At 42.2% G+C, this 11,832-nt stretch carries 10 protein-coding genes; 1 reads left to right on the forward strand and 9 read right to left on the reverse strand.

Features of this window, described 5'->3' with window-relative positions:
* Window positions 1-30: 30 nt before the first annotated feature.
* On the reverse strand, window positions 31-978 hold the full coding sequence (locus MHI60_RS05660) for an L-lactate dehydrogenase (protein ID WP_025092786.1): 948 nt from the start codon (window positions 976-978) through the stop codon (window positions 31-33).
* Between the two features lie 215 nt (window positions 979-1,193).
* Window positions 1,194-2,624 carry a YfcC family protein gene (locus tag MHI60_RS05665; RefSeq protein ID WP_024424344.1) on the reverse strand — a complete coding sequence of 477 codons (1,431 nt, stop codon included), beginning with the start codon at window positions 2,622-2,624 and terminating at the stop codon, window positions 1,194-1,196.
* A gap of 153 nt (window positions 2,625-2,777) precedes the next feature.
* Between MHI60_RS05665 and MHI60_RS05670 the strand changes: the two genes are divergently transcribed.
* On the forward strand, window positions 2,778-3,905 hold the full coding sequence (locus tag MHI60_RS05670; protein WP_144485950.1) for a M20 peptidase aminoacylase family protein: 1,128 nt from the start codon (window positions 2,778-2,780) through the stop codon (window positions 3,903-3,905).
* 48 nt (window positions 3,906-3,953) lie between these two features.
* Here the strand turns inward: MHI60_RS05670 and MHI60_RS05675 are convergent, their stop codons facing one another.
* From MHI60_RS05675 to MHI60_RS05705, 7 genes are all read right to left on the reverse strand, one after another.
* A complete protein-coding gene (locus tag MHI60_RS05675; RefSeq protein ID WP_095407666.1) occupies window positions 3,954-4,676 on the reverse strand; it encodes an SDR family oxidoreductase in 723 nt (240 codons plus the stop codon).
* 110 nt (window positions 4,677-4,786) lie between these two features.
* Window positions 4,787-5,611: an alpha/beta hydrolase gene (locus MHI60_RS05680; protein ID WP_095407665.1), complete on the reverse strand. Its 825-nt coding sequence runs from the start codon at window positions 5,609-5,611 to the stop codon at window positions 4,787-4,789.
* Between the two features lie 39 nt (window positions 5,612-5,650).
* Entirely contained in the window at window positions 5,651-6,532 is an 882-nt protein-coding gene (locus MHI60_RS05685; RefSeq protein ID WP_144472804.1) for a glycine betaine ABC transporter substrate-binding protein, read from the reverse strand.
* Complete coding sequence (gene opuAB / locus MHI60_RS05690) at window positions 6,532-7,377, reverse strand: glycine/proline betaine ABC transporter permease subunit OpuAB (RefSeq protein ID WP_056766792.1); 846 nt, start codon at window positions 7,375-7,377, stop codon at window positions 6,532-6,534. Before opuAB ends, MHI60_RS05685 begins: the two co-directional genes overlap by 1 nt.
* A gap of 10 nt (window positions 7,378-7,387) precedes the next feature.
* Window positions 7,388-8,653, reverse strand: a complete 1,266-nt coding sequence (opuAA, locus tag MHI60_RS05695) for a glycine/proline betaine ABC transporter ATP-binding protein OpuAA (protein WP_144485952.1) — start codon at window positions 8,651-8,653, stop codon at window positions 7,388-7,390.
* Window positions 8,654-9,052: 399 nt separating this feature from the next.
* The gene (locus MHI60_RS05700; RefSeq protein ID WP_034283225.1) at window positions 9,053-10,147 is read right to left on the reverse strand and encodes a toxic anion resistance protein; all 1,095 of its coding nucleotides are present in this window, start codon (window positions 10,145-10,147) and stop codon (window positions 9,053-9,055) included.
* Between the two features lie 14 nt (window positions 10,148-10,161).
* Window positions 10,162-11,778 carry a YceG family protein gene (locus MHI60_RS05705; RefSeq protein WP_144485954.1) on the reverse strand — a complete coding sequence of 539 codons (1,617 nt, stop codon included), beginning with the start codon at window positions 11,776-11,778 and terminating at the stop codon, window positions 10,162-10,164.
* Window positions 11,779-11,832 lie beyond the last annotated feature (54 nt).

Genomic DNA, 11,832 nt, shown 5'->3' on the forward strand with positions numbered 1-11,832 from the left:
TTTCTGCTCAGATAGGTTGCTTTTGATTGATTAAAAATGAGGAGCCAAAATCTCTTTTAACACATTCACACTGTGTGCAAATTTTTCTTTCTCCGTATCGTTCAGTGCAAGCTCCATCACTTCTGTTGCGCCATTTCGATTCACAAGGGCAGGTACACCAATGTAGACATCTTCTGCTCCGTACTCTCCATCTAAGTAAGTGCTGACAGTTAGAATGCTGTTTTCATTGTGCAGAATCGCTCTTGTAATACGGGCTAAACTCATTGCTACACCGTAATAAGTGGCGCCTTTTTTCTCAATGATTTGGTAAGCCGCATGACGGACATTTTCCATGATTTCATCTAAGTCTTCTTGTTTGTATTGATCATTTCTCTTCATTAATTCTGTAATTGGTACACTTCCGATATTCGCATGACTCCAAACAGCAAGCTCTGTATCTCCATGCTCTCCAATAATGTACGCATGCACGTTGTGTGCCGCTGCTTCAAAGTACTCACTGAGCATGTATCTAAATCTTGCCGTATCAAGCGTCGTACCACTGCCAATCACTCGTTCTTTTGGAAGACCACTGAATTTCCAAGTCGCATATGTCAAAATATCCACTGGGTTTGTAGCAACTAAGAAAATGCCATCAAATCCACTTTTCATTACGTTTTCTACAATGCCTTTAAATATATTTAAATTTTTCTCAACAAGGTCAAGTCTTGTTTCACCTGGCTTTTGATTTGCACCAGCACAGATACAGACGATATCTGCATCCTTACAATCCTCATAATCTCCATACCATGTATTCACAGGATGCGGGGCAAATGCTTTTCCGTGATTTAAATCCATCACGTCACCCATTGCTTTGTCTTGATTCAAATCGATGACAACCAATTCATCTGTGATCGCTTGATTTATTAATGTAAAGGCATAACTGCTGCCGACGAAACCTGCTCCAATAAGGGCTACTTTGTTTACTTTTTCGTTTGTCATTTATCTCATCCTCCTGAGTAAAACTAGGCTGTTTTTGTTATGTGAAGTATTTCACATACATATTGTGCAACACTTCACAAACTTTTGCAAGGGGGTTGCTCAAAAAATATATGTAGCGAATTTGTGAACATTTATTGTGCTTTCAAAGCGCTGGCTTCATACATATTTCCACAAGAAAAAAGCTGCCAAACGCTCTTCGGCAGCTTCATACATGATTAATAAGGTCCCCAGTTGATCATGACCCCGATACAAATAAACACAAGACCGATGACAAACCAAATGAGGGCAAGCGGCACCATAAAACGCAGCCACTTTACATAAGGAATACCACTTGCAGCAAGCACAGCCATCAACACACCAGAAGTCGGATTGATACAGTTGACCACCCCTTCGCCAAGCATTACCGCTTCTACAGCTACCTGTCTTGTGATGCCCATTAAATCAGCCAGCGGCGCAAGAATTGGGATAAAGACAACGGCTTCACCTGACCCTGATGAAATCAAAAAGTGAAGAAGCGCACTCGCAATATACATCCCGATCGCACCAGCGATTGGACTAAAGCCTGTCAGCATACTTGCCAAGCCATTAACCACTGTATCAAGTAGCTTTCCGTTTTCTAAAATGACCGAAATACAGCGTGCCATCCCAACAATAAGTGCGCCGTATACAAGGCTTTGGCACCCAATAATAAACGTTTTGGCAATATCATTGGCTGCTAATCCTCCAAGCAGTCCAGCAGCGATAGCCATAAAAATGAACACACCCGCCATTTCCTTATCGGTCCAGCCTAGCTGAAGTGCGCCATATAAGAAACCTCCAAGTGACAATCCGCACACCGCTAAAATCAGCTTATGTCTGCCAGTAAATGCAGGCTTGTCCACAGATTCCGCATCGGCTCCGCCAAGCCCCTTAGCAGGAAACCATTGATCGCCTAGAATGCTTCCCTTTTCTTTATTCTTCAGACGTCTTGTATATAAATAGATGTACACAATACTAGAAATAAGAAAACAAAGATAAATAATGACACGCAGGCCAATACCAGAAAAGATCGGCAGCTCTGCAATCGTTTGTGATAAACCTAATGGAGATGGGGATAAAATCGTTGCGTTAAACCCTGCATAACAGCCGATGTATATGACAGCCGCTCCTGCTACAGCATCCCATTTCAAGGATCGTGCTACAATGATGCCGATTGGAATAAACCCAATGACAGAGTTCACGACAATTCCGGTCGTTCCAAGGACTGAAAATAATCCCCCAACAATACAAATAAACAATAATTGCTTCGTTTGAAATCGGCTGATGACATGGTGAATCATCCCGTTAATAGCACCTGTCTTCTCTAAAATGGCAATGGTTCCGCCCGTAAATAGAATCAGAAAAATAATAGAAGAGGACCCTACCATTCCTTCTTGTATCGCTGTAAAAAAGCCAACTGGACTCACCGGTGATTGATCAATACGGTGATAGCTGCCAGGAACGGCTGTTGTGATCTCCCCAGATGTCTTTCGGTCAAACTCACCCGCTGGTACAAAATACGTTGCTATCGTACAAATCAGTGCAATCATAAATAAGAGAACATACGCATCCGGCATTTGAAGTTTTCGTTTTTGTTTCTCTGGTGCTGATACTGTCGCAGTTTTCATGTGTCAAAACCCCTTTGTCCCGATCGGAATTTCACTTAATTTTCAGAATAATCAAATGATGTGTTATATTATAAACACTGTTGATATTTAAGAGCAATATTATTTCACTAAAATAACGTTTTGGCAGATTATCTGCCAGCAAGGAGGCTTCTCATGACAACTTTGACAAACGAAATGAAACAAACCGTGACAGACATCTTTGAACACTTGCATGCCCACCCAGAAATAAGCTGGGAAGAAACAGAAACGACCGCTTATATTGAAAATAGATTGAAAAAATTGGGCTGCAAAACTCAAACATTTGACGACTGTACAGGGGTGATCGGTGAAATTGGAGAAGGCGCACCAGTGGTCGCTGTGAGAGCCGATATTGATGCACTTTGGCAGGAAGTAGATGGTGAGTTTCAAGCCAATCATTCATGTGGCCACGATGCACACATGACAATGGCTCTTGGCACCTTCATAGCATTAAAGGAAAAAGAACGCCCGAATGGCACGATCCGTTTCATCTTTCAGCCTGCCGAGGAAAGAGGCGGCGGTGCGCTGAAAATGATTGAAAAAGGTGTGCTGGCAGATGTCGATTACTTATATGGCGTACATGTGCGCCCAATTCAAGAAACATTAAACGGACGCTGCGCTCCTGCTATTTTGCACGGATCAAGTAATCATTATGTCGGCACCATTATTGGCGAGGAAGCGCACGGTGCACGTCCACACCTTGGCGTCAACGTAATAGAAGTGGCTTCTACCCTTGTGCAGAGACTCGCGCATATCCATGTCGATCCAAGAGTCGCGCATTCTGTCAAAATGACCAATCTACATGCTGGCGGGGGCAGCTCAAACATCATCCCAGGCAAAGCTTCTTTTACATTAGATGTACGGGCGCAAACAAACGAAGTGATGGATGAACTAGAAAAAGAAATTGAAAGAGCCGTTCATTCTGTAGCGGATGCCTTTGGCGCTTCCATTACACTTTCAACAGACCATCGTCTGCCTGCCGCCACCTTAAATGAGGAAGCTGTCCAGTTCATGTCTCATGCGATTGAGCAGGTTTTAGGCAAAGAGCAGCTTGATCCCCCGATCGTCACAACAGGTGGAGAGGACTTTCACTTTTATGCGGCAAAGCTTCCGCATATCAAATCCACGATGCTCGGATTAGGCTGTGATTTAAAGCCCGGTCTTCATCATCCGTATATGACCTTCGACCGTTCTGCAATCTTTACTGGCATTGAAATTTTGACTGAGGCTGTCTATCAAACACTCCAGCAACATTCATCATAAAATAAAAAGCCACCCGCCTTCTCTTCATGGCGGGTGGTCTGCTTTATATTATGCATTCAGATCTGTCATAGCTGGAACATTGATTTCTTTCACGCAAGATACCCTAGATAAATGAATCACACATCTCGCAAGCTCCACAATATCCTGGACAGGGATTCTCGTTTCATCATATAGAGTGATGGCCTTTTCGGCTCCATCTTCATACGGGACCTCCGCCGCCAGCTCTCCTGGATTGATACAGGTGACAGATATTTTATCTTTTCTCACATGCTCTCTCAGCGCATTCACAATTCCGCGCAGGCCAAATTTAGATGCAACAAACGAGACCTGCGGCAGGTTTGTATGATCGAGTCCCGCCGTTGAGCCAATGACGATGATTTTTCCATTCTCCGATTTCCTTACGTGCGGAAGCAGTGCCTGGATGTACGTAATGGTTGAGGTGATATTCACATTGATCAGATGTGCAATATCCTCTGGCTGATCGTGATCAAAGGAATAATCGTCTTCAAAGCCTCGTTTTTCCCATAAACCGACGTTATAGATGAGTACATCAATCGTCTTGTTCTCCAGTGCTTCGAGCATATAAGGGATATGCGTTTGGCTAGATAAGTCGATTTTCAGCCAAATTCTATGTACACCGTCATCTATGCTCAAGCTGCTTGGTTCACTTCGCGACACAATCCAAACTGTATCTCCACTTGAAGGAAGACCCTTTACAAAAGCATCTCCTAATCCTTGACTTGCCCCGAATATGATATAGTTTTTACTCATAGCTCCTCCTTCTATGGCTCACAAACTGAAAGCGTTTTATACCTATATCATACAGATTCTAAGAGACCACCGCCCCTTTTATGCTCATCTTCAAATATTAATTAGCGCGGCTACTGGATTTCCTTTAATTCCACTGGTAATGCACGTGCCTCTATAAAGCTTTTGATCATCTCTGTAAAAAGTTCTTTTTTCTCAAAAGTAAATGTATGTCCAATACCGGGAACGACGACACCTGTTGCCTTCGGATGTGAATTTGTTATTTTTTTTGCTGACCGTTTCATGATGCCTTTTTCTTTTTCTCCCACTGTGACAAGAATGCGTGCCTTTGCTTGTTGAAATGTGTCAGGGAGCTTGTAATGAAGGTTTTCTTGAAACATCGTAAGCAGAGTCTTCTTTTGCAATTGTTTCGAATCTGACGCATAATGACCCAGTACATCGTTAGGAAGTCCCATCTTTTCTGCTTGCAGCTGGATAAACCAATCTTTCTTTAATAACGGATATGTAAGAGGTAAAATGGGCCTTACCATCAAATAGAGATATGGTAATGGCAACACAAGGGCGCTATTGATGACGGCGATGTCTGCGATGTCTGGCTCTCTCGCTAACACATCAACGGCTACCTGTGCCCCTAGAGAGAAACCAATCAGAATAACCGTTCGGCCATGTGCATGCTCCTTCATCCATGAAATCACTTCAAGGGCACTTTCTCGCATGGAAAACGACGTTTCTTTTGCTCTTGTCCCGTGACCAATAAAATCAGGAGAATAGCATTCGTACGTTTCCTTGAAAGTTTCCATATGCTCCTGCCACATCCAACTGCTTACGCCTCCGCCGTGCAGGAAAATCATCATCGGTTTTTCCACCATCGACAACTCATCCACCATCCTTATGTATAAGAAAAAGCAGCCGCTTATTGAGCAGACTGCTTTTTCCATATGCTCCCTTCTATTATAAGGGAACTGTTATACAATTGGCTATTTTTTCAAATCTTCGATCGAGTTGACGTTTTTCATATAAGTCGGAACAACGAGACCCATTCGAAGACCTTTCATACTTGTACCAAGGTCATCATATTTTCCTTTAAACTTCGCTGCATACGTTTTATGCGTATTTGGCAGCCAAGCGGATAATGATGCATCCGCACTTCCGGTTGCAATTGCTGTCCACATTGGACCTGCTTCAACCTGAGTCAACGTCACTTTAAACCCGAGTTCACGCAATACTTCTGCTGCGACATTGGTACTTGCAATCTCACTATCCCAGGCAACGTAGGCAAGATTGACTTTGTCACCATTCGACTTTTTCACGCCTTTTGTCCATTTCGCCACTTGGTCTTTATGTTTTTTTACATATTTTATGGCGGCATCCTGTGGTTTCACGCCATCTTGGATATCAATCATGACTTCGCCCATGTCATCTTGAGACCATTTAAACTGACTAAGCATTTTGGCTGCTTCCGGCTGATCCTTCGCAAATCCTTTACGTGAAATGGTATGAATTTCTTCCGCTTCACCATAAGATTTTTTTGGATCCTCTAAATATTTTAAATCATAGCGGGAAAACATCCAGTGTGGATTCCAGCCAGTGATGATGATTGGCTTTTTACGGTCGTAAGATTTTTTAAGCGTTGCAGTCATCGCTGCACTTGATGCAGACACAACCGTCCAATCCTCTAAGCCGTAATCCTTTTTCGCTTGATCTGTCAGTGCCATAATCCCTGAACCAGGATCGATTCCGATAATGGTTTTATTCACCTGCTGTGCTGCACTCGCATTAGAATCTGTCTGAGCACCGCAAGCGGCTAGTAAAAAGACAAGCAGGGCGGTCATCCCAATGTAGAGAGACTTTTTCCACATTAAGCATTCCCCCTGGATTTTTTCGTTTTAATGTTTTGGGTAATACGGTCAAGTGTAATCGCCACAATAACAATGGCAATACCTGCTTCAAAACCAATACCTGTTTTCAGCTGCGTTACCGCACTATATACTTCTGAACCAAGTCCTGGTGCACCTACCATTGCCGCAATCACGACCATTGATAGAGCCAGCATGATACTTTGGTTAATACCAGCTAAGATGGTTTTTGTTGCGAGCGGAAGCTGAACTTTGAATAAACGCTGGAATGTCGTTGAACCAAATGCTTCGGTTGCTTCAATTAAATCAGCTGGTACTTGTTTAATACCTAGAATGGTCATACGAATCGTTGGCGGCATGGAGAAAATAACCGATGCCACAACCCCAGGAACAACCCCAATGTTAAAGAAGAAGATCGCTGGTAATAGATAAACGAATGCAGGCATTGTCTGCATTAAATCTAAAATAGGTGTCACAATTTTACGCACTGTTTCCTTCTGTGATGCCCAAATACCGATCGGAACCCCGATCACGATGGAAATGACCACAGCGGTCAAAACGAGCGCAAGTGTTTGAAGCATTGGATGCCAGTAGCCTAAATAGTCGATCAGTAAAAATCCAATAAGTGTGAAAAGAGCAACTCCTCTTGTACTGATCCACCAAGCAATGCCGGCAAAGATAAGGGTTAAAATAATGGATGGAATGACGCCAAGTGCTGCCACAATCCCATTTACTGTTCCTGATAATCCATTTGTGATGCCATCAAAGAAACCACCAAACGTTAATGTTAACCAGTCAACAAATTGATCGATATATTCCGCGAACGGAATTCTAGGTAAATCACTCATACTAAACATCTTATTCTACCTCCTGTGCAGAAGGCTCTTGTGCTTTAATTTCCTCTAGCTTGTTAGAAGACATGTTGATATACTCATCATTTCCTGATAATGCACCAATCAATGCACCTCTGACCACAATGCCCTTCATTCTGTTTTTCTCATCGACAACGGCAATCGGAATGTTCGCATCAGATACCGCATCAAAGATCTCTGTCAAATACGTAGATTCCAACACTGTCGTAAATTCTTTATCAAGAACAGTTTCAAGTGACGCTCCCGTTTCTGCTGCCTTTTTCGCTGCTTGGGCAGAAATGACACCTAATAAATGCTTTTTCTTATCTACTGCATAAATAGACGAAATCCCAAGGTTTTTCATGAGCGTGAGTGCAACACGTGCCCCTTTATCGATCTGAACTGTTTCTGCACGTTTCATAATATGACCAGCGGTTAATACTTTAGAAAGGTCAACATCTTCAACGAAGCGTTCAACATATTCATTCGATGGGTTCATCAGAATTTCTTCTGGTGTTCCGATTTGAACGATATTTCCGTCCTTCATGAGTACAATGCGGTCACCAATACGAAGCGCCTCATCTAAATCATGGGTAATGAAAATGATCGTTTTTCCTACAGATGTATGAAGCTCAAGCAATTCATCCTGCATATCTTTACGAATTAATGGATCTAGTGCGCTGAATGCTTCATCCATTAATAAAATGTCAGGGTCATTCGCTAACGCACGTGCCAATCCAACACGCTGCTGCATACCACCACTTAATTGATTTGGGTATTGCTCTTCAAAGCCTTCAAGTCCAACAAGCTTTAAAGATTCAAGCGCTTTTGCGCGGCGCTCTTCTTTTTCTACACCTTGCAATTCAAGTCCGTACTCCGTGTTCTCAAGAATTGTACGATGCGGGAACAATGCGAAGTTTTGGAAAACCATGCTGATCTTTTTCCGTCTCACTTCACGCAATTGATCCTTTGACATATTTGTTATCATATCCCCATCAATAAATATTTCTCCGGAGGTTGGTTCGATTAACCTGTTTAGCAGCCGCACAAGTGTGGACTTTCCGCTCCCTGATAGCCCCATGATGACAAATATCTCGCCGTCATACACATCAAAATTTGCTCGATTGACACCAACAGTTGCGCCGGTCTCTTTTAGGATTTCTCTTTTTGTTTTCCCTTTTTCAAGCATTTGAGATGCTTTTTTAGCATTTTTACCGAAAATTTTAGATACATTATTTATCTTGATTTTGATATTTCTCTCTTCAGAATTCATATTTTCCCTCCAAATTAGCATCTTTATAACCGTAACATAAGCGTTATGATGCGAACAATCTTTAGAATTCGCTTATTTCCCCACAATATGTATGAATTCCATATAGAGGTCTGGTCATTAGAGTTTATACGCCGTATTACTCGTAAATCCTATAGAATGCTTCATAAACTACATATTTTACGGGGTATTTCCTCTCATCAGACAATATTTTACTGGAAATTCCTAATTGTGCTAAAAAATAAGCCGAATCCTCGTCATAGCAGATTTTTTGAATCATGGGCGAACCATTCCCCTGAACAGGATTTACCCGAAAAAGGTCACATAAAAACCTTTTTTCTCAAATTTAAATTAAATTCATAAAAAAACTGCCTGCAACTTTAGTTACAGACAGCTTGTTTTTTAGGATTCCAGGGCAGCCCGCTTAATATTATCTTGAAGCTCAAGCATACGTTTTGTTCCATCTTCGCGTAATCGCTTGTTCTCTTCTTCGATCTGTTTCGTCTCTTTCATCCCTTGTACAATTGTATTAAAGGAAGATTCGATCGTTTCAATGTCGATGCTTGGACGGCCAGATAATTTGGCAATCTCCACACTTTGACTTGAAATATTTTCAGCATTTCGTTTCAGCATTTCATTTGTTCTTCTATCCAGCTCACTCATAGAATCAGCCACAAGCTTTTGTCTCTTCGCTGTAACAGCTTGAATGATCCCATTTTTGAAAATTGGAATCGTGATGATGAAGGCAGAGTTGATTTTACCGATTAATTTCGTATTCCCACGCTGAAGCAGACGGATTTGCGGTGCTGTTTGAAGCGCCACCATTCGCGCCATATCAAGATCATATACACGCTCTTCAAGCGCTTGAATGCCATTACGAAGCGTATCAAGCTCCATTTGTGCCAGCTGGTTTCCACTAGCTGCTTTTTCTTCATATGAAGGAACCAATTGCTTTAATTCTTCGATTTTCATTTGACCAGCTACGACATACTTTTCAAGCTCCATGTAGTATTGAATGTTATGCTCATACATTTCTTCAAGCGTCACAGTCGATTTGGTCATTTCATCTTTATATTTACTAATTTCTACATTAATTTTTTCAATTTCTGCACCGAGGGTTTGATATTTACTAAAAATCTTTTCGATCATGCTGCCGCCGCGCTTAAAGATTTTTGACAGCAAACCACCCTTCGGTTCGTCAAAATCATTTTTATCAAAGCGATCCATAATCTTGCCAAGCTGCGTCAGCATTGTTCCTGAGTCAGTGACGCTTGTTGAACGCATCATTGAAAGGATACGATCAGAGAACTTAGAGATTTCAACGGCCGGCTGTTTTCCGTATTCAAGCAATTCCAGCTGATTTTTCGCATCGATCTGTCTCGCAATATTTTGCACTTCTGGCTCATTTCGAAGCTGAACGCGAATATCGTCTGCTTTCTCAATCGTGATTTCCTCTTTATCAATTGAAATGATGTCATTTCCGTTTGTATTTGTCATAAGCTTTGATCTCCTTATCGGTTTTTAATGGATTGAAATAACTTTCTAACGATGGACGGCTCTTTAAACTCCTGGTTCATGACCATCTCATCAAGCCAATGGGTATCAAATAATTGGTCATCGATATACCGTTCGATACACTGATATCCCGCCGGATGATATACGAAGAGATCCACACCCATTTCATTTAGGAAAATCAGGGCGGCCGCATCAGAGCGAGTCAGCTCACCATTATATTCCGTATGGTATAAAATCACTTTCGGTACGGTTTGTGCATAATCAAAGGTTTGAATCAGTTCAACGAGGTCCTGACTCATATGCAGAACCTGTTTGAATAAATAAATGCGGACATCTAATTCGGTCTCATTGCCTTCTTTTAATAGCTTCGGATGCTGACAGATTCGAGATATCGCCTCTGCTATCGCACGCTGCGTGCCCTCATATAGATGAGAAAACTGCCACACATTGCTTTTCATTAATAATCCAGGATCAATCTCGCCAGTAGAAGAAAGTGCATGCTGATAATGAAATTGATAATTCGATGTCACTTCTTTCGTAAAAGGAAAATGGCGAATGGTCTTCGTTTCTTTCCCTTCCATTAACGTATGGATACGATCCCAGTATTCACGTTTGTCTCGTGTGACACCCATCATTTTCGCAAAAAGATTCGGAATCTGTATCGTGTCCCGGTCTGCTTTGAAATTCGGACGGATAAAGGATCGTTCCTTTGCAATTAAAAACAGTTCATCATACGTTGTCTTGAGCGTAATGGAATGAGGAGTATGATCTCTGAATTGCCACGGCTTATACAGCATTGAATCTTCCGTGTGAAGCACCTCTTCAAGCTCTCTTGTCGAGCGGTACGCCACCGTTGATTTCCTCTCAGGCTTTTCAGTTGGGAACGGCTCAAGCTTTGAAGTTCCCGGGTACTGATCAATAAAAGTCAGCTTTTCTTCTGGATCTAATTCGCGGAACGAATCCTCGCCTTCTGGATGAAATAGCACAACATCACAGCCAATCAGCATGACATAGTAAAGAAAATAAAGCTGACTTTTATTCGCCTCTCCATACCAAATGACAGCCGGCATTTTTTCTTCTATATTGACTTCCTTCAGCCATGGACCTAGATGATTATTTGAAAACTTCACGACATCCAGCAGAACCCGGCGGAAATCGGGATGCTGAAATCCACCTTCATGCAGCTGCTTGAAATGCTCAAACACCTTGATCAATGAAAGTCGGATATGCCGGTTCATCACAGGGTTTGGATGGCGTACAATCAGCTGTTCACCATCTAAAAAAGCCACAAAGCGATTCACGGACAATCCCTTTTCTTCTTGGTTAATCAAATGAATACGCTGCAACGCCTGAAAATGCTCCGGCTCAATATGACGATTGAGTGTTTCACTTAAAATATGCATGCCGTCTGTTTCGTATAATTCATGTAAATAAATAAAATAATCGGTTGCATCATGCGGAGTGCCAAGGACCCGGGCGGCGAGACGCGGCAAGGACAACGTATGCTCGTCCTTTACATAACCGTCTCTTTCAGGGAGCGGCTTTTTCAGCACGTTTTTCCAGGCTTCCTGCTCCGCCCGTGTATGGGTGACATTGATTTCTTTATAACTCACGCCGCTCCTTCCTTTCTCCTATATTTTCTCGAAAGCTACTACTATCATATCATT

The sequence above is a fragment of the Bacillus sp. FSL K6-3200 genome (assembly GCF_038630485.1).
Lineage (GTDB): Bacteria > Bacillota > Bacilli > Bacillales > Bacillaceae > Bacillus > Bacillus safensis.

What these genes read in the sequence shown, in the direction of transcription:
- MHI60_RS05685 (WP_144472804.1), bottom strand. Translation starts at nt 6,532, where the DNA reads ATGTGGAAAAAGTCTCTCTACATTGGGATGACCGCCCTGCTTGTCTTT.
- opuAB (WP_056766792.1), bottom strand. Translation starts at nt 7,377, where the DNA reads ATGAGTGATTTACCTAGAATTCCGTTCGCGGAATATATCGATCAATTT.
- MHI60_RS05700 (WP_034283225.1), bottom strand. Translation starts at nt 10,147, where the DNA reads ATGACAAATACAAACGGAAATGACATCATTTCAATTGATAAAGAGGAA.
- opuAA (WP_144485952.1), bottom strand. Translation starts at nt 8,653, where the DNA reads ATGAATTCTGAAGAGAGAAATATCAAAATCAAGATAAATAATGTATCT.
- MHI60_RS05660 (WP_025092786.1), bottom strand. Translation starts at nt 978, where the DNA reads ATGACAAACGAAAAAGTAAACAAAGTAGCCCTTATTGGAGCAGGTTTC.
- MHI60_RS05665 (WP_024424344.1), bottom strand. Translation starts at nt 2,624, where the DNA reads ATGAAAACTGCGACAGTATCAGCACCAGAGAAACAAAAACGAAAACTT.
- MHI60_RS05680 (WP_095407665.1), bottom strand. Translation starts at nt 5,611, where the DNA reads ATGGAAAAAGCAGTCTGCTCAATAAGCGGCTGCTTTTTCTTATACATA.
- MHI60_RS05675 (WP_095407666.1), bottom strand. Translation starts at nt 4,676, where the DNA reads ATGAGTAAAAACTATATCATATTCGGGGCAAGTCAAGGATTAGGAGAT.
- MHI60_RS05670 (WP_144485950.1), top strand. Translation starts at nt 2,778, where the DNA reads ATGACAACTTTGACAAACGAAATGAAACAAACCGTGACAGACATCTTT.